This window comes from Dietzia sp. DQ12-76 (assembly GCF_014145045.1).
Lineage (GTDB): Bacteria > Actinomycetota > Actinomycetes > Mycobacteriales > Mycobacteriaceae > Dietzia.
Genome location: NZ_JAALDV010000015.1, coordinates 1 through 21,165, shown reverse-complemented (window position 1 = coordinate 21,165; position 21,165 = coordinate 1). Strand labels below are relative to the sequence as shown.

16 protein-coding genes and 1 pseudogene are annotated in these 21,165 nt (G+C 62.3%); 4 read left to right on the top strand and 13 right to left on the bottom strand.

Going from position 1 to position 21,165, the window contains the following annotated elements; translation table 11 throughout:
• Positions 1-65: 65 nt before the first annotated feature.
• From G6019_RS17760 to G6019_RS00635, 8 genes and pseudogenes are all read right to left on the bottom strand, one after another.
• A complete protein-coding gene (locus G6019_RS17760) occupies positions 66-374 on the bottom strand; it encodes an IS3 family transposase (protein WP_182613784.1) in 309 nt (102 codons plus the stop codon).
• A gap of 254 nt (positions 375-628) precedes the next feature.
• Positions 629-754: a transposase gene (locus G6019_RS17755; RefSeq protein WP_347238132.1), complete on the bottom strand. Its 126-nt coding sequence runs from the start codon at positions 752-754 to the stop codon at positions 629-631.
• 655 nt (positions 755-1,409) lie between these two features.
• Positions 1,410-2,677: pseudogene (locus G6019_RS00660) on the bottom strand (IS3 family transposase).
• A 492-nt stretch (positions 2,678-3,169) separates the two neighbouring features.
• Positions 3,170-4,405, bottom strand: coding sequence for a lipopolysaccharide biosynthesis protein (locus G6019_RS00655; RefSeq protein WP_182613787.1), 1,236 nt, complete (start codon positions 4,403-4,405; stop codon positions 3,170-3,172).
• 1,013 nt (positions 4,406-5,418) lie between these two features.
• The gene (locus G6019_RS00650) at positions 5,419-6,207 is read right to left on the bottom strand and encodes a sulfotransferase family protein (RefSeq protein WP_182613788.1); all 789 of its coding nucleotides are present in this window, start codon (positions 6,205-6,207) and stop codon (positions 5,419-5,421) included.
• A 117-nt stretch (positions 6,208-6,324) separates the two neighbouring features.
• A complete protein-coding gene (locus tag G6019_RS17045; RefSeq protein ID WP_206681793.1) occupies positions 6,325-7,611 on the bottom strand; it encodes a hypothetical protein in 1,287 nt (428 codons plus the stop codon).
• A 288-nt stretch (positions 7,612-7,899) separates the two neighbouring features.
• The gene (locus G6019_RS00640) at positions 7,900-9,762 is read right to left on the bottom strand and encodes a nucleoside-diphosphate sugar epimerase/dehydratase (RefSeq protein ID WP_182613790.1); all 1,863 of its coding nucleotides are present in this window, start codon (positions 9,760-9,762) and stop codon (positions 7,900-7,902) included.
• Between the two features lie 46 nt (positions 9,763-9,808).
• Positions 9,809-11,203 (bottom strand): polysaccharide biosynthesis tyrosine autokinase, encoded by a 1,395-nt coding sequence (locus G6019_RS00635; protein ID WP_182613791.1) that lies wholly within the window; start codon positions 11,201-11,203, stop codon positions 9,809-9,811.
• A 200-nt stretch (positions 11,204-11,403) separates the two neighbouring features.
• On the opposite strand from G6019_RS00635, the gene G6019_RS00630 reads away from it, so the two are divergent.
• Positions 11,404-11,988, top strand: a complete 585-nt coding sequence (locus G6019_RS00630) for a YdcF family protein (RefSeq protein ID WP_309230111.1) — start codon at positions 11,404-11,406, stop codon at positions 11,986-11,988.
• Positions 11,989-12,231: 243 nt separating this feature from the next.
• Here the strand turns inward: G6019_RS00630 and G6019_RS00625 are convergent, their stop codons facing one another.
• The 4 genes from G6019_RS00625 to G6019_RS00610 are packed head-to-tail and all read right to left on the bottom strand — an operon-like array spanning position 12,232 to position 17,068.
• Positions 12,232-13,359 (bottom strand): acyl-CoA dehydrogenase family protein, encoded by a 1,128-nt coding sequence (locus G6019_RS00625; protein WP_182613792.1) that lies wholly within the window; start codon positions 13,357-13,359, stop codon positions 12,232-12,234.
• Positions 13,360-13,368: 9 nt separating this feature from the next.
• Entirely contained in the window at positions 13,369-14,595 is a 1,227-nt protein-coding gene (locus G6019_RS00620) for an acyl-CoA dehydrogenase family protein (protein WP_182613793.1), read from the bottom strand.
• On the bottom strand, positions 14,592-15,389 hold the full coding sequence (locus tag G6019_RS00615; protein ID WP_194305313.1) for an enoyl-CoA hydratase-related protein: 798 nt from the start codon (positions 15,387-15,389) through the stop codon (positions 14,592-14,594). The genes G6019_RS00620 and G6019_RS00615 overlap by 4 nt, the downstream gene beginning before the upstream one ends.
• Positions 15,390-15,394: 5 nt before the next feature.
• Entirely contained in the window at positions 15,395-17,068 is a 1,674-nt protein-coding gene (locus G6019_RS00610) for an AMP-binding protein (protein WP_182613794.1), read from the bottom strand.
• Between the two features lie 130 nt (positions 17,069-17,198).
• Between G6019_RS00610 and G6019_RS00605 the strand changes: the two genes are divergently transcribed.
• Positions 17,199-18,518, top strand: coding sequence for an MFS transporter (locus G6019_RS00605; RefSeq protein ID WP_241725797.1), 1,320 nt, complete (start codon positions 17,199-17,201; stop codon positions 18,516-18,518).
• Between the two features lie 39 nt (positions 18,519-18,557).
• Positions 18,558-19,304 (top strand): FadR/GntR family transcriptional regulator, encoded by a 747-nt coding sequence (locus G6019_RS00600; protein WP_182613796.1) that lies wholly within the window; start codon positions 18,558-18,560, stop codon positions 19,302-19,304.
• A gap of 15 nt (positions 19,305-19,319) precedes the next feature.
• Here G6019_RS00600 and G6019_RS00595 read toward each other — a convergent pair whose 3' ends face one another.
• Positions 19,320-20,345, bottom strand: coding sequence for a non-homologous end joining protein Ku (locus G6019_RS00595; protein ID WP_182613797.1), 1,026 nt, complete (start codon positions 20,343-20,345; stop codon positions 19,320-19,322).
• An 86-nt stretch (positions 20,346-20,431) separates the two neighbouring features.
• Between G6019_RS00595 and G6019_RS00590 the strand changes: the two genes are divergently transcribed.
• On the top strand, positions 20,432-21,165 hold a 734-nt coding region (locus G6019_RS00590; protein WP_309230110.1), incomplete at its 3' end, for a sulfite exporter TauE/SafE family protein.

Genomic DNA, 21,165 nt, shown 5'->3' with positions numbered 1-21,165 from the left:
GATCCCCATGAAACACCGGGGCTAGGTCGCGATGTCCAGCTTCTTGGACAGCTGCCACCTGACGACTATGCGTGAATAGACATCGGTGATGAATGCCGCGTACGCCATCCGCTATACGTGCGGATGTAGGTGATGTCCGCGACCCACAGCCGGTTTGGTCGCTCGGCGACGAACTTGCGTTCCATTACGTCAACACGACGTGCAGTCCTGGGTTTCGGGCGGGTGGAGTGCGGTGATTTGGCTCGCTGGATCCCTTTGAGGCCTTCGGCGCGCATGAGGCCATCGACGGTGCAACGGGCGACCTGGTGGCCGACGCGGCCCATCTCCTTACACATCTTCGGGACGCCGTACATGTGGTAGTTCCCCTCGTACATCTTGGTTAGCACGGCATCGCTGACCGACCGCGCTGGGGGCGGGCGGGGCTTCGGGCGTAGTAGGACGAAGGCGCGATCTCGGCGCTGGTCTCGTCCAGTGGATCGCAGATCGGCTGTACACCGTGTGCGTCATTGTGGTGGTCAATGGACTCGACCTATAGCGCTGTGGACGATCCAGCTCCGCAGCGAAGAAAGCCGACCCCTGCTTGCGGACTGTGTACGGCCGCCGGAGCTCACGGGTGCTCCTTCACTGGCTAAGCCAGGCGGGCGTCGCGATCGGCGGACACCGACGAGGCGTCCTGGCCCTCGGCCTGGGCCTTGCGCACCCAGGTCCGTAATGCTTGGCGATGCAGGCCGAGCTGATCGGCTACTCGCACGATCGCAACATGTGGGCGATCGGGTCGGCCTGTGCTTCCAGCGTTTCATGCGTGGCGCGTTCACAAAGCTCATCCGGGTACTTCCGAGGTGCTCCCATAGTTTTGATGACCCTTCCCGGGCAATTGATGTCTCCGTCAAACCCGGGCCACTCCAACGGTACTACCGCGCCGGACCCGCGATACCGAAAGGCCCCATCTGCCAGGCGTGACCGCTGCGGTCGCGATCGCCGATTCGCAGTCCCGCCAAAGGCGATGGGCTACGACGCAGAGCCGACCCAGCAGTAGCCACATCCTGGCCAGAATGTCCCCGGTCATCCGGGACGGGATCTTCGTCGCCCAGATGTGCCACGAGTACGCGAGCGCAATTACCAACACCGGCATCTGAGGGCCCTGACCTACGCCCAGCGGGACCGGCTTCTTGGGGAACCACAGATCGCACTTCTGCAAACCACCTGGCTTGTGCTCGGCACGGCCCCCCGGGGCCACCCCGACGGTGCTCGGGGCGGATCTCTCGCAGATGGTCCTTGAGCACGCTCATCGAGTGCGGGCTGGCGATCCGCTCAGTGATCAACAACCGCTGGAATCGTTGGATACTCCGCGCGCAACTGACGGCTCTCCGGCAAGAACTGAATCGCACTGGGTCTGATGGAGGCTCGGGTTATTGGATTCCGACCAGGGTCTGGTCAGTCCGTTTCGTAGCGTAGAACGCTTCCTCGAATTCCGCTGGTGGGACGTCGCGCAGGTATCCGTGCAGGCGGTCGTGGTTGTGCCAGTAGACCCAGTCGAGGGTGGCGAGTTCGACGTCCTCGACGCTCTTCCAGGGCCGTCTCTCGCGTGCAGGACCGCGGATGAGTTCGGCTTTGTAATAGCCGTTGACGGTCTCGGCCAGCGCGTTGTCATAGGAATCGCCGACGGTTCCGATCGAGGGCACCGCGCCAATCTCGGCCAGGCGCTCGCCATAGCGGATCGACGTGAATTGACTGCCAGCGTCGCTATGACACCGCAACCCCTCCAGCTGAGTGCCGCGTGACCAGCGGGCCACTTCGATCGCGTCCAAGACCATGCTGGTGCGCATGTGTGAGGCAACCCGCCACCCCACGATCGTGCGCGAGTAGGCATCGATAATGAAGCAGACATAGGCGACGCCGGCCCAGGTCGGGACGAATGTCAGGTCGGTGACCCACAACTGGTTCGGCGCGGTGGCGGTGAAGTCGCGACGCACCAAGTCGGGATGGCGCGGCACCCGCGGGTCGGGTCTTGTGGTGCGCACCCGCTTGCTGCGCCGGACGCCCTCGATCCCGCCGGCCCGCATCAGCCGGGCGACCTGGTCCCGGCCGATGTCGTGACCAGCACGCCGGGCCGCCTTCCAGATCTTTCGTGCCCCGTAGACGCGGAAGTTGTCCTCCCACAGCTGCCGCACGACTGGACCCATGACCTCATCACGCTACGACCGCGTGGACGGTTTCCGCTTCTTGAACTCGTAATAGCTACTCGGGGCCACCTGCAGAACTGCGCAGATGCGCTCGACCCCCAGAAGCCGACCCGCGACGACATCGTCGCGGTTGGCGTCGATGAACGCGGCTACTTCTTGTGCTGGCGGTCGAGCTCCGCCCCAAAGAAACTCGCTGCCCTCTTGAGAATCTCGTTGGCTCGCTTGAGCTCGCGGACTTCCTGCTCGAGGGCCTTCATCCTCGCCGACTCGCTCGTGCTGACCCCCGCCACGTGGCCCTCATCTACGTCAGCCTGACGCACCCACGACCGCACGGACTCAGCACCGTAACCAAGCTGGGCTGCCACTCGCTTCACCGTGCCGTGATCAGTGCCCAGCTCAGCTCGCAGGGTCCTGACCATCCGCACCGCAGCGGCCTTCTCTTCAGGGCTGTAGCGACGCGTGGTCGGCTTCCCCTGACTGGTGTCCTTCGGCATGAGTCCATCCTCGTTTCCAAACGATGGAGACTCCACCCAACCCAGTGCGATTCAAACGCATTGGCAAGGGATCCCTTCGAAGCGAGCTTGCACTTCGGCGGCCCCAAAGAAGGCGAGCTCCGAGCGCACCGTGTTCCGCGCCACCGCAGTCTCCTGGCGGTCTCCTTAATCGGCACGCCCTCGCTATTGTGAAAGCGGCGATCTCGGCCCGCCGCTGCACCGCAATCACTCCCCCAGGGTCGGGACGCGTTACGATTCACCCGTCACCCATGGGTCAGTATTCGCCCACAGTCGACACCCTATCTGCCACATCTACCCAAAACAGCGCTGGGGTTTCGCAACCGCGGACGCTACCTCCTCAGGACACTCATCCACTGCAGCAGAATCAAGGCGCGAATGAACGCACGCTAAACCAAAAAACAACGAGAGCGACGGGCCGGACCAGTGTTGGAAGACGGTGGCAGCGGCACAAGCAGACTTTCTCAGAGCTGGCTATCGAGCGGTTCTCCACATCCTGATGAACAAGCAAACCAAAAACAACTGCACGGCCGCCGCTATCGCCCAAGTGAAACCAGCACCGACCGCACCACCCTTGATTATCAGTACTGGCCCAACCATTACGGTGAACAACGTCGCAACGACATTGTATAAAACGAACTTTCGACTTGGGACTACGGCGACGGCCGGAATAGCGATGGCTGTGTTGGCAAACACGAAAACACCGACCAGACTGATCGCAAACAGCAGAGCTCGGCTAGGTCGTGCGTCCTCGCCGAATACGAAAGCCAGTACTGGCGCACCAAAAACCACCAAAACGAATCCAGATACTAAAGCAAAAACTGCCGAAAGCGACAAAAGCCGAAACACCAGCTTAGCCAACAGGTCCTTCTCCTGCGCAACGACATGTGAAGATATCTCTTTTGCAAAACTTTGGCCGATTGACTGAAAAAGAACAGAACCAACGCGGATATAGTACGAAACTATTGCAAATCTGCCGAGCGCCTCCAAGCTGCCGAACGCCTCTAGAGCTATTCTCACGAGTGTCGGCGAAAGCAGCGTCAAGAAGGCCGAGGCACCGAGAGTCATGAGAGACGCCAGATCAAGCCGAGTCTCCGATTGGGACCCTTCGCCCGGGTCCACACCGGAAGCAGCCAGCTTCTTGTCATAAACGAAGTACTGAACGGTCCAGAACGCAGCCGTCAGAAACAAACCGAAAGCCAATCCGAAAGTTAGCATTCCAACCAATACCGAAGCTACGTTCAAAACGGCTCGTATGATTGTCGACTTCGACATAGCAACATGGCGACCCGCACGTGCCGCTAGACCGTTGGCGCAGAATATGCTGTTTTCGACAATCTTACTGGCTGCAAGAGCACCCGCGAGCACACCAAAGTCGACACCGTAAACGATCGACGAGATTGTAACAACTAGGCCCGAAAAAAATACCCCAACAACAAACTGCGAACGACTGTACGCCGCCAAAGTGTCGCGGTCTACTGGGTGCGACGATAAGTAGTCGCGGAGCCTGAAGTGAGCGAAAACCAACACTGGACTACATATCGCTAGCGCCAATGTATAACGGCCAACTTCGGCCGCTCCTTCAAAACGCGCTACCAGCACCAAGATTACAACTTGACTTAGCACCAGAACAACGCGGCCGGAAAGTATAATCGCCGCACCTAATGAATTCAATGCATCTCCCGAAGTACGGCTGAACACTGCTCGCATTTGGCTCGATATGCAAGCGGAAACAGCGAACGCCGGCCAAACTCCAGAAAAAAAGGACCGGCGGAGGTCACCTGGGCCAGAGCAATAACGCTATAAACTGCGGATTCCCAACCTACTTGCCTTAGAAAGAATCTGCATCGCAGCGAGCGTAGGACGCTCGATTGAAACACAAATGAGCCTAATCGCCACAGGTAGATTCTCTTTCCACTGATCATCTAGGCGTATTGAGATTGAGTCCGACGACCTAAGCATCCGGTTACCGGCAATATTATGAAAACTCTCCGGCTGACTACCCGAGAACGCAGCAAACCGTTCGGAAACAGATTCGAATACAATCTCGCCTTCTGTAGCGACTATCTCTTCGTAGCTTAGGCATCTATATTCCAACGCAGAGCGTGGACCTGACCAAGCGGCGTAAAGGTTCGCAATCGACCAACCAGCTACGCATCGTAGAACAGCGAAACGATCACGCGGCGCACTAGCCTTTAGCTCAAGTGCCCTATTGTTCCCTTTCATTCTACTATGCACCACGGCCGGCAGACGGCGATGCACATGAAGGAAGACGACCGTTTGCACGCCGACCAAGTCGTTCAGCATTCTCGCACGCCGTCGGCCGTTGGCATTCTTGCTTGAATCAATTACAACCTCGAAACCTGCTTCCGCTAACGATGCGAAAACAGACTCCCAAGCAACCCTCCAAAGGCTGCTAGGCGATTTACTAAATTCGCTGTCGGCCAACGTAGCTGATAACATCGAAAGGCTCTCCCCAGATGCGTCAACAGCGTTCTGAATAATGGGTTTCCAAAATGGGCAATTATTTACAGTCTGACCACATGAGCAGTCCCTGCGCTTCGCTGCCCAAATGAAAAGGCTGAACAATTCTCCGCCTGAAAATCCACCAACCCTCGTGGCCACGAGACGATCGACTAGACTCGAGCCGCTACGGCCGTATCCGCCAACATATATGACGCGGTTCATATCTACTCCAATCACTCGACGGGAACGCTCTGGGTTCATTGTCGGCCACCATCTCGCCGGTAACCCAGCCTTTCGGCAGTCTCACTCACACTGCCCCAAACTTCATCGACTAGGCCAGTCGGCCACGATTCCCAAGCCTTAGAGGATTTGGAGAATCCAACGGTCCCCTGTACACGGCCAGCTTCCCTTCCCAAGTCGTGATCGTGCAGATGATAATTCAGCACAGACTCGTCCCACTCAACCCGGAAACCCTCAAGGGCACTGCGAAGCGTCTCCCGAGGGAAGTCACAGAGATCTTCGTAGAAGATCGTAGTTGCGCGAGAGTCAACTGCGACCGCGAAGCTCGCCAAGCTGGAAGAAACTCGACTCCAGTAGTTGGCCGCCGCTAGAACCAGGTTCGTGCCCTCTTCAAGTTCCTGATTCGCTAGGGCCGACGGAATATATCGACCTCCCTTAGTGAACGAGAACACCTGGTCGAGCGGATGCCTGTGCATAATCGCATAACGCGCGTTTGGGTACAGTGCGTCGATGGCAAGGGGACATTCGGCATAACGTGGTGACTTGTCTATCCACTCGGGTTTACTCTTGCTCGATGCATAAGTATCGAGAAACGCCCGCCCAAAACCGCCTACAGCCTCACGGCGAGCTTCAGCGTCATATCCAAGATCTTGGAGTCCCTTTGAGGATGCTTCTTCAAGAAGAAGGGCGCCTAGGTGAGCCAAGTAGTCAGTCTCCGGAGGCACAGCTATCGCAGGGTGAGAGTCCAGGCAGTATCTCAGTAGTGTTGTGCCGGAGCGGTAGGGCGACAGGACGAACTTTGGCACAGTGCTGGCAGGCTCCCAGCGCGCGTCGACGACTCTAACCCGGGTTCGACCGCGAACCAGCTCTCCGTAGACACGACGCGCACTCTCGATAGACCGATTCCAACCCATTTTTGCCTCTCATGCTGCGTTCCAACTGGGGTACGTTACAGCGCGCTCGCGGCCCGCCATGCTTGTATCAATGTAGGCCATCGACCACAAAAGGCCCACATAGATCGCAAGCGAAATGGAAAAGAAACCTTCGTAGAAATTAAGGCTGGATAGTACCCCACATCCTGACACCACAACAAAAACCGAGTTACGGTTCGCGCTAGCGCATGAAGTGCGCGTATAAGACTTAAGAATTCGGTAGAGCGGGACTGCGAAAAAGAAAGCGATCGTGAGAATTCCTATCGGGACACCCAAATAAATCAATAGCGCGACAAAATGATTGTGAATATTGTTCTCTAGACCAAGTGGTGCAACGACAAGCCATTCAGAGTGCGACCACCCCGCCAGTGCTTTAATAGGGTCATTCGATATAAGTTGGGTCGCGCCATCTACAAGCCGGAACCGAGCTGTGACATTAGTCTCAAGAACGCCGTCTCCAACGATCGATGAGCCAACATCGGTCTCCGCTAAGCTCGGATAGACTTGTTCCATTAAGAAAGTGCTTGTAGCTGAAAGCACGAGCACAGTCGCGGCGACGATAACCTTGGCGCCACTCCGAATCAGAAACCAAGCGACGATCACGAGTACCATCGAAAGAAGCATGTTACGAGATTGCCCAGTCAACTGTAGGCTCAAGACGGTCGCAAGTGCGAGAACGCGCTTGGTCTTAGTCAGACTTGACCAGAAGACCAAAACAAAGGCCAAAACGATCGCGACCACGATGCCCTGTTCTCCGAAGCTTCTGGGAACGCCGGCGGTTTTCATGAAAGGTAAGACTATACCTAAATCCCGGGAGGGCCGTGGAGCTTCTAAGAACGTAGCTCCGGTGATCGAAATATACAGGGCCAAAGTCGCAAGGGCGGCCGCTCCTATCGAGTACCATCCGAGCAGATCTTCCAATGATACGGTTCGGAAAATATGGCAGAAGCATGCTGCCAGCAAGAGGAGGATGAATCTAGAGGCCACGTGGCTCAGTTCGGAATACTCTTGCGTTACTAGCACACGCGCTGCATATATGGCGTATGCGAAAGTAAGCACCACTATTAAGTGAAAGTACCCCGGGAAAAGTATAACTCGCTGGTAGGCGGCCCCATAGACAGTTGAGATCAATGTAACCGCAAAGAGGACGGAAATGTAAATCATCGTGACTAGTGTTGCCACTCCACCGAATGTGACGCGTGGCAGCAACGGGACCATTGAGATGAGGCCGAGATAAATCATCACTTGAACCTTGCCAGATGTGGCCACGCTCGCCATAGACTTACTTTCCGATAAGCTGGGTTCTTTCAATTCTGCAACCGCGCTTGCATCGCGCCACGATATTCATGGGCGACTCGAGCGTCCTTACCCACAAACTCACGACTAGTTGGCTACTCGGGCATTAACTTGGCATTCTCTAATTCTATCGCGATCACATAGTATGACTTTTGGGCGCCGCTACAAGTGACCAGCGTGAAAGATAGCTGTCTGGTAGGGAATTTCCTCGCTGTAGTAGCTTTTGTCGCCCAGCGCTAGAGGGTAACAGTTCGTTCTTTCGGGCTCGTGTCAGCGATTCTCCTGCAGCTCAATAGAAGAGCGCGCTTGGATTCGCATCCATTGTCGGGCCGATTCATGGTCATCAAAGGCTGTTAGCTGGTCTGGGGTCAAATGAACTGGGGCGACGCGGACCTGAGAAATGGATTCGTGTTTCTTTCCATAGATCGGAACCTCCGTTTCGTCGAATAGTTCTTCCACTGCCTTCTCATTGTCTCTCAATCCGGTGTAGACAATCTCAATGTCTTTCCCGGACTGCTGTATCAGAGTCTTAGCGACCTCTGCGATCTTTACCGGCTCGCCCATATCAAGGACTAGGGTGTCGCCTGAATCGCCCACGACTGCAGCTTGTAATACTAACTGGCAGGCTTCAGGGATAGTCATAAAGTAACGGCTCACCTCTGGGTCTGTGACGGTCACCGGGCCGCCATCCTTGATTTGTTTCTCGAACACAGTGAGGACTGAACCCCGGGAACCGAGAACATTCCCGAAGCGTACTGACGCATACTTGCCGGTTCGCGCCGCTACAGCTCGAGCAGCTGTCAATCGTTCTGCGATCCTCTTACTCGTCCCCAGCGTTGTCGTCGGACTGGCAGCTTTGTCGGTCGAGATGTTAACGAAGGTCTCGACCCCGCTTGCCTCCGCTGCGTCCAACAGATTCAGGGTCCCCAGTACGTTGGTCTTCAGAGCCTCAAGGGGATAGTGCTCCAGCAGCGGCATGTGCTTGAGCGCCGCGGCATGAAAGACTATTTGCGGTCGCCGTTGCAGGAATATCTCAGCGATCGAACTTCGGTCCCGTATTGAGGCAAGAATTGTGTCTTCGCCGTCGAGCATCGCTTGATCCTGTATGGACAACTGAACCGCGTGTAGACCCGATTCGTCACGATCGAGCATCATCAGTTCTCCAGGCCTAAACCTGACCAATTGGCGGCACAGTTCCGAGCCGATTGATCCACCTGCGCCCGTGACCAGTATCCGCTTTCCGCGCATGTAGTTAGCTATTTGGGTTTGATTGAGCCGTGCCGGCGACCTACCCAAAAGGTCAGTGACGTTTATCCCTCGCAATTCATCGGCAGCTACGCGGGAATTCATCAATCGATCAATCGGCGGCAAGACCAGAACATGAAGCCCCGCCTCTTCTGCGCGATCACGGACATCGATCAATTCTTCCGCGGGTAAGCTGGGAACCGCCACCAACAAAGTTCCCGCGCCGAACTTGCTCGCGAAATCTGCAATGTGCGCGCGCGTTCCTCGGACTCTGATCCCGTCAACGACCATGCCCTGTTTAGTGGGGTCGTCATCCAGGATTGCCACCGGGCGGAACTTTGAAACGCTGGATCGACGCAGCTGGCTCACCAACTGGCGTCCCCCGTCTCCAGCTCCGAATACTAAGACGGGCTCAGCGTCAGCAGTCGCTCCGGCGCCGAATAATTCTTTTCGACGCACCAGCGACCTAAGCACCAGCGCTGCGAGCGTTGTGAACGCCCCTGCAACTAGCGGTGTAGACCTCGGAACCCCTTCGTAGTCTCCGCTAGCGATGTGCCCCGCGAACACCACGAAAGAGGCTCCAGCGAACACGACAATAAGAACGCTGGTCTCTAGCAGACTGCCTGGAACAAACCGACCACGATAGAGCCCTGCCAACCAACCTGCGCCCCAGCTCAGCGCAACGACGCCGAGGAGAACCAAGTAGAATCGGGACATACCTAGCGTTGCAGCTAGTTGGTCGAGCGCGAAGTCGTAACGCATCCAGAGCGCAACCAGAAGCATAACCAGCCAAACAAGCGCGTCAATGGGCATCCACGGTGAAAAAGCAATGACGCCAACTTCGCCCTCCGAGCGGCTGCTCCGAATCAACCGAGCGCTGCGAGTCATTCTCCCTCCTCAACGTAAGAGCGCACGACTTCTTTTCGAGCGGCCATTATTCCTCCCGTGCGGAGTTTCGCGTGCTAGACGAATAGTAGTAAGAGTCGTAATAACCGTTCGTCCCCTTCTTCGCGGGCTTATTCGCTACAGTCACTACGCCCAGAAGTTTTGCGTCTGCTTTTTTCAAATTGTCGACGGCCTGCGCGACTTGGTCAGTAGTCGTGCGGTGGGTTCGGACCACTAGAAGTGCTCCGTCAGAAATCTGAGCGATCAGAGCGCCATCAGTGACGGGCAAAAGGGGCGGGGAGTCGATAATCACGTAGTCGTAGCGGCGTCTAAGATCTTCGAAAAGTAACCGGGCAGTATCTGAGGCCAAAAGCTCCGAGGGGTTTGGCGGAAGAGGCCCGCAAGCCAGCAATTCCACTCCCGCATGTCGCGTCGCCTGAACCACGTCGGCAAAATTGGCCTGACCGGAAAGAATATTCGTCAAGCCGACTTTGTCGGGCATGGACATGTACTGGACGACAAGCGGTCGGCGAAGATCCGCCTCGATCAGAAGAACGCTGTTTCCCGCCTCAGCAAGCGCAAGCGAAGTGTTTATCGCGGTTTCGGACTTTCCCTCCATGGCGATTGAGGAAGTCACCACTATGACGTGTGGTGGATGGTCCACATTGAGGAATTGTAGATTTGTGCGCAACCGCCGGAAGGACTCCGCCGCCGGGGAATGTCCCGTGCGAAATGGAACAAGGTGAGCCGATTCGCCGTCCCTGTCCTCGTCCTTACGGAAGGGTATCGAACCCACTACCGGCTTGCCGGTGAGTTCTTCAAGCTGGTCCTTGGACTTGACCCTTCGGTCAAGTGTATTAACAAGAAGCGCAATCATCATTCCGCCGAGTAGACCGAGAACGAAGCCGATCGCTACGTTTTGCTCGGTTTTTGGCGCCACCGGAGACGTCGGGAGAGCCGGGGGGTTCACTACAGTGAGTTTGGCCAATGCTGGTCCGCCGCCATCCGGAACCTCGAGCTGGTTGATAGCAGCGGGTAGGACCTGGCCATATCCCTCCGCGATCCGCAGAGCACGGTCGGGGTCCGTGTCCTTTACGGTCACTGCAAGAAGGACGGTGTTCGCATCAGCGGTGGCACTGGCGGCGTCCGCGACCTCTCTGGCAGTTCGGTCGATCCCAGACACCTCTACAACATCTTGCGCGATCGTCGAGCTTCCGACCAGTTCTGCGTAGGAACGCACCCGCTGTTGCGCGCCCAAAGAGCCCTGATAAACAGCCGCGGCTGAGTCGCCTACCGATGCTGTGACGTAGAACTGGATTCTAGCTTCGTAAATCGGGGTGGTCATGAGGCTCAATCCCAACCCCAGTAGGCCTCCAACAAGGGTGGCAGCCACGATGACCATCCAGCGGGCACGGAAGACAGCCAACAGGTCCCGCAGATCCACTCCAGGGTCCTTCCTCAAGTCAGTTGCAGCATAAACCCGAGCCAGCCAGCGTGAACTCGAGCAGAAGGCTGACACTACTTTGCTGAGGCGCGGCTCAGAAGCCATCGTTCACACGATAAACATGACTTCACCTGGCGCGGGCGTCGCGGACTGCGGGTTCTTGGGGTCTGCGCTCAGGTCGTCTCCGTAACCTAGTTCCGGTGAGAAGCCGATTCTTCCGCCGCCGCGCGGCGGTTGTCGCCACGGCACTCTTCGTGCTTGTGCTGACCGCAGCGGGCCTATCGGCCAGCAGCGCGGTCCTCCATCCGCGGGTCGACTCTCCCGGGCGCGTAGATGCAATAGTGGTGGTAGCGGGCGCAAACGACGACCGCTACTTCTATGCTCGTCACCTCGCTGCGACGAAGGTCTCGGACCACATACTGGCCTCCCGGCCACCTGGGGCAAACGCCCAGTACGTCCATTACTTGGACCCCGACTGCGCATCCGCTAGGATCCTCGCCGGCAAAGCGCGGGGCGTTGAAGTCGAGTGCTTTACGCCCGATATTGATACCACGGAGGGTGAGGCAACTGCTGCGACCCGGATCGCCCGCGAACGGGGGTGGGAGTCGATACTTGTGGTGACAAGTTGGAGCCACGTATCACGGGTGCGGATCTACTTTGAGCAGTGCTTTGATGGCGCCGTCTACGTGACCGACACTCCCCGCCCACTATCCAAGTCAAGGAAGAAGGCCTTGTTGCACGAGTCCGGGGGCTACCTCAAAGCGCTAGTTAAACCTGCTTGCTGACGCTAAATCCCGTGAGGAACACCTGGAAAAGCGAATCGCCAGCGGCCGTGGAGGGGGGTCCGACGGCCGCCAGCGACTCTGTCGCACGATGCACGTCCGCGACCGGGGGTGGTCAGCGTAAACCGCGCATCGAGGCGCAGTCGGTGGCAACGTGAGGGGGGGTCAGTGTTGCCTCCGACTGAGAACCACTATAGGAACCCCACGCGCACTCCACAACCGTCAGCTAACGGCCGACAGCCCCGGTCAGGCCGGTTCACTGACACGCCTCGGGCGCGTCACCTCTCGGCCAAGAACCAGAGACTCCCCCATGGACTGCACATACGGGTACTCGTCGCCGAACAGAAGCTGATCGGCCTTGGCCCGCCGGAAGTAGTGGTGCAGCGGATGCTCCCAAGTGAATCCGATTCCGCCGTGCACCTGGATCGCCTCCTCCGCTGCCGTCATCGCCGCTCGTGAGGCCAGCACGCGCGCCGCCGCGGCGCGGACGGCCAGTTCTGTCCCTCCCGGCTCGGCAGTTCCTGACTCGTCACAACCCCGCTCGGCGCCACTCGACGCGTCGAGCACCGTGACCTCAGCCAACTCGATGGCAACGAGGAGGTCGACGAGCTTGTGCTTGATCCCCTGGAAGGAGCCGATGGTCCGCCCGAACTGCTGACGCGTCCCGGCGTACTCCACCGCCATCTCCAGGCACCTCCGCGCGAGGCCCACCTGCTCCGCGGCCAGGGCGATGAGGACGCGTGAGCGCACCTCCTCGAGACGCGACGCGACACCCGGTCCCGAGATACGGCGCGCCGTCGCCCCGTCGAACTCGACGGTCGCGAGCTGGCGCGTGCCGTCCAGTTGCTCGCCGACCGACCGTCGCACGCCGGGCGCCGAACCCTCGACCAGGGCGAGTTCGGTGCCGTCGGGGCCGTGTGTGACGACGACGAGGAGTTCCGCGCTCTCCCCGTCAACGACCGCGTGCTGTACCCCCGTCAGGCTCAGTTCCCGCTCCCCCGCGACCTCGCCGCGGATGGACGAGGTGACGATCCCCGGCCCGCAGACCAGGGCGGCGGTCCGCGCGCCCGACACGATCCCGGGCAGGAGCTCGGCGCGCGTGTCCCGGTCAGCGGCGTCGAGCAGCGCGAGGCCGGCCATCACGACGGAGGAGAGGTAGGGCGCCGACCCCAGAGTGCGGCCGAGACCCGTCATGACCACGGTCAGGTCCCGGAACGTGCCATCGGCGCCACCCGTGGCCTCGGGGAACGGGATCTCGGTGAGCCCGAGCTCGCGGATCGACGGCCACACGTCGTGCCCGGGCGCGATCCCCGACCACACATCGTCGAGCGTCTCGGCCAGGTCCTTCTGTTCTGTGCTGAGGTTGATGGGCATGTCCGCCTCCTACCGGGGCTCGCGCGGCAGTCCGAGCCCGCGCTCACCGATGATGTTTCGCTGGATCTCGTCCGAACCGCCGGCGATCCGATAGCCCGGGGCGCCCAGCAGATGCTGGGTCCAGGCGAACGTGTCCGCCTCGCCGGTGTCGGCGAGGATCCGGTGGCCGAGGAACGACGCCGCCGCGTCCCCCACCCGCTTGAGGTTCTGGGTCCACACGAGCTTCCCTATCGACCCCTCGACGCCCGGCACCGCGCCGGCCTGTTCCAGCTCGGCGTACCGGGCGACCAGCAGGGCCTGGGCGCGCTCGTAGAGGTGGGATTCCGCGATCCGTCCGCGGACCTCCGGTGCCCCGGTGATGCCCAGCGAGGTCGCCAGCCGGATGAGGTCGGCAGTGTTGCCGCCGGCGTCGACAATCCCCGCGCTGGACTGACGCTCGAAGCCGAGGGTGGTCAGCGCGACCCGCCAACCGTCGCCCACCTCGCCCACCCGGAACTCGTCCGGCAGCACGACGTCGGTGAGGAACACCTCGTTGAACGTCGACCCGCCCGACATCTGACGGATCGGACGCACCTCGACGCCCTCGAGGCCCATGGGGACCATGAACGCCGTCATGCCCTTGTGCTTGGGCGCGGCCGGGTCCGACCGGGCGATGAGCAGACCCCACTCGGAGAACTGCGCGCCCGAGCTCCACACCTTCTGTCCGTTGACGCGCCAGCTCTCCCCGTCGCGGACAGCGCGCGTGGAGAGCCCCGCGAGGTCCGATCCCGCACCCGGTTCCGAGAACAGCTGGCAGCACAGCTCGTCCGTGCGGAGGAACGGGCGGATGAACCGCTCCTGCTGCCAGTCGCTGCCCAGCTCGAGGAGCGTCGGCGCCACCAGCTCGACCGTGACGAGGATGTTCTCGTGCCGCTCCGGGGTGAGGTACTCACGCTCCACGCCCGCGTAGATCCGCTCGTGGCTCGCGGTCAGACCCCGGCCGCCCCACTGCGGGGCCCACGTCATGGCGCCGAAGCCGGCGCCCACCCGCTCGGCCTGCCACGCGCGTCCCTCATCGATCAACGCCCTCTCGTCCTCGTGACCGAGGTTGTGGAAGATCGAGTACTTCGGAGCCTGCTCTGCCGCGTCCCGCCGGGGCAGGCGGGAGTCGAGCCAGGCGCGACTCGCGGCCTCGAACGCCCTCAGGTCCTCGGCGCCGTCCTGCCCTGTCTCCGCGGGGATCACTGTCGCCGTCATGTGGTCACTCCCTTCATCGCCGCGAGCCGCTGCTCGACGGCGGCCGTGGAATCCGGATGCTCGGAGAGCCGGACGGTGTAGGACTGCTCGAGCTCGTACCCGCTCCGGATGTCCATCCCCTCGCACCCGTTGAGCGACTGTTTGGCGAGCGTCAGGGCATACCTGCTCCTGCTCGCGATCACCTCGGCGCGTTCCATCGCCCTGTCCCTCAGCTCGGCATGGGGCACGATCTCGATCGGCGCACCCCAGCTCCGGAACGTCGCGGCGTCCACGGCCTCGGCGGTGAAGAACATCCTGCGCATGGCCTGCTCGGGAAGCATCCGCGCGGTTAACCGGCCTCCGCCGAGGACACCGACCTGCATCTCGGGCAGGCCGAAGGTCGCCCGGTCCGAGGCCACCACGAGGTCGGCGCTCGCCGTCAGCCCCATCCCACTGCCCAGTGCCGGACCGTTGACCGCCGCGATCACCGGCAGCCTGCACTCCATCACGGCAAAGAAGGCGCGGCGGGCGTCACGCATCGCGGCATCGCCGTTCCCGCCGTCCATCGTCCGGAACTCGTTCAGGTCGTTGCCGGCGCAGAAGACCCTCCCACGGCCCGTGAGGATCACCGCGCGGTACGACTCGTCATCGGAGAGCGCGTCAAAGGTCTCGGCGATCCTGCGGTACGCGTGACCGTCGAGCGCGTTGACCTTGCCGCGCGTCAACTCGACCAGCGCGATGCCCTCGCGGACCTCGGTGACCGTCACCGGATCCGCCACCGCGGTCCTCGTCGTCGTCGTGATAGTCGGTGCCATCTCTCTCACCTCTCGTGGACGGCCACGAGACTCGTGGCCGCCATCTGCTCGGGGGCGGTGGATCTGTCCCGCGTGAAGTCACGGAGAGCGAACTTCTGGATCTTCCCGCTGGCCGTCTTGGGCAGGGCGTCCACCACGAACACGCTCTCGGGGACCTTCTGCACGGCGACCCCCCGGTCCACGAGGAACTGCCGCACCTCCTCCAGCGACAGGTCGGCCCGGCCCCGGGTGACGACGAAGGCGCAGCCCCGCTCCCCCGTGACGGGATCCGGGCCGGCGACCACGGCGACCTCGACGACCAGCGGATGCTCGCTGAGCTGGTTCTCCACGTCGTGTGTGCTGATCTTCTCGCCGGAGCGATTGATGATGTCCTTGATGCGCCCGACGATGTGGATGCCGCCGCGCTCGTCAACGCGGGCGAGGTCGCCGGTGCGGAAGAACCCGGCCTCGGTGAAGGCGTCGTGGTTGAGCGCGGCGTCGAGGTAGCCGAGGAAGGTGTCCGGGCCCCGCCACAGGACCTCGCCGACCTGACCGGTCTCCACTGCTCGGCCGGCCTCATCGGCGACGACCACCTCCGTCGGCGCCAACACCCGGCCGTCCGAGTACTTGCGCAGCTCCGGGCCGTCCGCCAGGTTGGCCGAGGTCACCGAGGGCCCCTCGGTCGCGCCGTACATCCGGGTGATCGTCCCCAGCCGCTCGTCCGCCTCCGTGACGAGCGCATCCGGGATGTCCGCTCCCCCACAGATGATGTAGCGGATCGACGGCGTCTCGAGGCCGGAGTCCCGCGCGGCGTCCAGCAGCCCGCGAAGGAACGGGGTCGCGAAGATCATGAAGCTCGCCCGCTCGGTCCGGATCTGCCGCAGGGCCTTCTGGGAGTCCCACACATCCTGGAGGACCACCGGCGCACCGAGCAGGAACGGGAGCGTCAGGGCGCAGTTCACGCCGGTGATGTGGGTGACCGGCGAGGGGTTGAAGATGACGTCCTGAGCGGTGAGCCCGAACGTGTCGATCATCGACCGGTTCTCGAAGACCAGCGTGTTGTGGCTGTGCAGCGCACCCTTGGGGTCGGCGGTGGTGCCCGAGGTGTAGAGCAGGAGGCAGACGTCGTCCGGGTCGGGTGACGGCAGGGCGTGCACCCGGTCCACCTGATCATCCGTGACCGAGTCGAGCAGGGAGGCCAGCGTCTCGACGCCCTCGCGCCGGTCGGAATCGGTGGTGATGACAAGCTCGAGATCGGGCAGGTCCGGGGCGAGCCCCCGATACATCTCCGCGTAGTCGAACCCCCGGTGGACGCCCGGGATGATCGCCACCCTCGACCGCGCCTGCGTGGCGATGAACGTCACCTCGCGCTCGCGGTAGATCGGGACGATCGGGTTCACCACCGCGCCGATCCGGTGCAGCGCGTGGTAGACGACCACCGCCTCGGCGCAGTTGGGGAGTTGGAAGGAGACCACGTCTCCCGACCGCACCCCGCGCTCGATGAGCGCTGCGGCCAGACGCATCGCGTCCCGGTTGACCTCGGAGAACGACACCCGTCGGTCGCCGTCCACCACCGCGGTGCGCTCGCCCCAGAGGCGGGCCGCACGGTCCAGGTAGTGGTCCAGTGGCCGGTCCTGCCAGTGGCCCGCCGCGCGGAACGCGGCCACGCTGCGGTCGTCGGGCAATCGGGTGGGTCGCATATCTCCTCCTTCGCGAAATGCTTGCCGAATCGGATCGTGTCCCTCTACAGTAACCCACGTCTCCCTAAATATGCACATGTTTTGCCAGGCGATGACTCCCCCAATCCCCCTCACCGAGAAGGTGATTCACTTGACACAAGCTCAGCCCACGAAGCGACGGTCCGTTGCGGCCGCAGGTATCGGAACCGTGGTCGAGTACTACGACCTGACCGTCTACGCCTACCTCGCCGTCGTCGTCAGCCCGCTGTTCTTCCCGAGCGACGACCCCACCGCGTCCCTTCTCGCCAGCCTGGCCGTGTTCGCCTCGGCCTACCTCATGCGACCGATCGGCGGACTGTTCTTCGGGCGCCTGGGCGACCGCTACGGCCGCAAGCGCGCCCTGCTCGTCTCCGTGATCCTCATGGGCGTCGCCACCCTGATCATGGCGTTCCTCCCCACCTACGCGGCGGTCGGCGTCCTCGCCCCGACCTTGCTCGTCATCGCCCGTCTGGCCCAGGGGTTCTCCGCAGGTGGAGAGCTCGGCGGGGCGCTGACCTACGTCTACGAGATCGTCGGGCCCCGGCGTCGCGGACTGGGCGGATCCATCGTCGCGCTCGGCTCCAACACCGGCTTCGCCCTCGCCGCGATCGTCGTGGCCACCACCTCTGCCCTCACCTCCGATGTCCAGATGACGAGCTGGGGCTGGCGGATCCCCTTCATCGCCGGACTGCCCCTGCTCCTGCTGTGCCTCTGGCTCCGGTCGCGCATCGAGGACACCCCCGAGTTCGAGGAGGCCGCCGCCTCCGCCGATCTGGCCAAGTCCCCGTTCAAGGAACTCCTCGCCAGCCAGCCGTTCCAGGTCCTGCAGGTCTTCGGTCTGGGCATCGCCCAGAACGCCACCGGCTACATGGTGCTCACCTACATCGGCATCCACCTCGTCCGCGAGGGCGGATACAGCCAGACCGCGGTCACGTGGACCGCAGCCGGCGTGATCGTGTTCGTGGCCTCCCTCATGCCGATCGCAGGCCTCCTCGTCGACCGCTTCGGCAGCCGCACCATGCTCACCATCGGCCTGCTGTGGGCGGCCGTGTTCGCCTACCCCGCGATGTCGTTGATGACCGGGAACGGGCTCGCCGTCGCCGGACTGGCCTTCGCCTTCTTCGCCGTGTGCACGCCGCTCATCCAGGTCAGCACGGCCCCCGTGTTCCCCGAGCTGTTCGACTCCCGGGTGCGCCTCACCGGCGTGGCGCTGGGCTTCAACCTCGCGACTGTGGTGGCCGGTGGAACCGCGGCGTACATCGCGACCTGGCTCATCGACCGGACCGGCGACCCCCTGTCACCCGCCTACTTCCTCATCGGAGCGAGCATCATCGGCGGACTGACCCTCCTCACGATCCGAGGTGCGCTGTACAAGGCGTCCGATCTCCCCGAGGTCGACGAGGAGCGCCCCGAGATGGCACCGGTCCACTAGCGCCATCAGCACTCCGCGCGCCCGATACGCTGGAGAGCGATGAGCCCCAGAGGATCCGACACCCCCCACCCGCGCGGGCGCAAGCTGTCCGCGCGGGTGGGAAACCTCATCGCCGAGAAGATCTTCTCCGGCGGCCTCGTGGAGGGGCATCGTCTCCCCACCGAGAAGGAAATGGTCGAGGAGTACGACGTCGGGCGTACCACTGTCCGGGAGGCACTCCGGCTACTCGAGAGCCGCGACCTGGTGACGGTCAAAGCCGGCATCGGTGGCGGCCCCATCGCCACGATTCCGCAGCTCGAGTCGCTGGGCCAGACGATGAAGCTGTTCTTCCAGATCAACGGCGCGACCATCAGCGACGTGATCGACGTCCGGCTCATGCTCGAGCCGATCGTCGCGCGCGCCGCCGCCGCGACCGTCACCGACCACCAGATCGACGTCATGCAGGGTGCCCTCGACCGAATCCTCGAAGACCCTCACGACCACGACGCCTTCCAGCTCAACAACGCGCTCTTCCAACGCACGGTCTACGACGCGGTCGGCAACCCCGCACTGAAGATCGTCATGGAGACCCTGTGGCTCCTCGTCCGCGACGCCGAGCCGAGTGAACACCCCCTCGCCACGAGGCTGGAGGCGGCCGAACTCCAGTCCGACCTGCTCGACGCGATGCGCCGCCGCGACCCGGACGCGGCCGAAGCCGCCATGCAGGTGTTCGTCGAGCGCTCCGCCCGGTACTACCGCCGCTACCTGGCCGACGTGATCTCCCAGCCCGTGAAGTGGGAGCTCTAGAGGCGGTGATTGGCGCTACGCGCTCTTCTTGGCCGGCGCCTTCTTCGCAGTGCTCTTCCTGGCCGAGGAACTCTTTGAGGTCGACTTCTTAGCGGGCTCCTTCTTGGCAGTCGACTTCCTAGCCGCTGCCTTCTTGGCGGGAGCCTTCTTGGTTGCCGTCTTCTTGGCCGAGCTCGAGCTGCTCTTCTTTGCGGACGACTTCTTTTGCGAGCCGGCGTCCTCGTCGTCGTCATCGTCGTCGCTGGCGTCGGCCTTGCCGCCGCGGTCCTTCACGCTCGCGCGCAGGGCGGCGAGCAGGTCGGCCACCTCGTCGTCGCCGTCGTCGTCGCTAGCCTCCTCGCGCTCCTCCACGGTGAAAGCCTCGCCACCGGCGGCCTTGGCCTCGATGAGCTCCTTGAGCTGATTCTGGTAGTCGTCCTCGTACTTCTCGGGCTCGAAATCCGCGGCCATGGTCTCGATCAGCGAGGCCGCCATCTTGACCTCCTGCGGCCGGACCTTGGCCTCCTTGTCCAGGCCCTCCAGGATCGCCGGGCGGATCTCATCCGGCCACAGCAGCGTCTGCAGCATCAGCACGTCCTTGTACACCCGCAGCGCACACAACCGGGTGCGATTACGCAGCGTGAACGTGCAGATCGCCAACCGGTCCGTGGACTCCAGCGCCTCTCGCATCAACACATACGCCCGGTTGGAGCGTGACGCCGGCTCCAGGAAGTAGGCGTTGTCGAAGGCCACCGGATCCACCTGATCGGCCGGGACGAACTCCGTCACCTCGATCTCGTGGTTCTGCTCCACCGGCAGCGACGCCAGATCGTCCTTGGTGAGGATCACCGTCTCGCCGTCGTCGGACTCGTACGCCTTGGCGATGTCGGAGTACTCGACCTCCTCGCCGTTGTCGTCCCGCACCCGCTTGTAGCGGATCCGCACCCCGTCCTTCTTGTCCACCTGCCGCGCGCGCAGATCGTGGTCCTCGGTCGCCGAATACACCTTGACCGGCACGTTCACCAGACCAAAGGAGACCTCGCCCTTCCAGATGGATCGCATGGGGAGAGTATGCGCCAGAACGGGGCTCGGGGCAGCCGGACCAGGCGCCCCCGGCCGGTCCGGGCGCACCTGGAATGCTGGTCCCCGTGCCCGCCGACGTCGCTCCGCTCCTGCTGATCGTCGCGGCGGCGGCCGTCATCCTGGGCACGGTCCTGCAGCGGGTCAGCGGGATGGGGGTCGGACTGGTGGTGGCGCCCACCCTCGCGCTGCTCCTCGGGCCCGTCGCCGGGGTGCTGCTGACCAACCTCACCACCACCGTCTCCGCCGTGCTCATCGGCATCACGCTGCGCCACGACATCGACTGGCAGCGGTACATCCGCCTCGCGCCCCTGATCGTCGTGGGGTCCGTCCCCGGCGCGCTCCTGGTGGGCGCCGCCGACCGCAGCTCGCTCGAGGTGATCATCGGGACCGTCCTACTGGCCACCCTCCTCACCACGGCCCTCGTGCGCATCCCGCCGGTGAGCGGCGCCATCCCCGCCGCGATGGCCGGCACCGCCGGGGGATTCCTCAACACCGCCGTGGGCGTGGCCGCGCCCGCGATGCTCGTCTACGCGCAGGCGACCAACTGGCAGCAGCGCTCCTTTGCCGCGACCCTGCAGCCGATCTTCTTCACGATGGGTTTGACCTCGGTCATCACGAAGGTCGGCCTGGGCGCCGCGCCGATCTCCGGACTGCCGCCGCTGCCGGTGATCGGACTCGTGGTGGCCATGGTGCCGATCGGCCTCCTCGTCGGCGGACTCGTCGCGCGGCGGGTCACCGCGGAGGCCGGTCGCAAGGTCGCCGTGGTGGTGGTGACCGCCGGCGCCCTGCTACTCCTGGC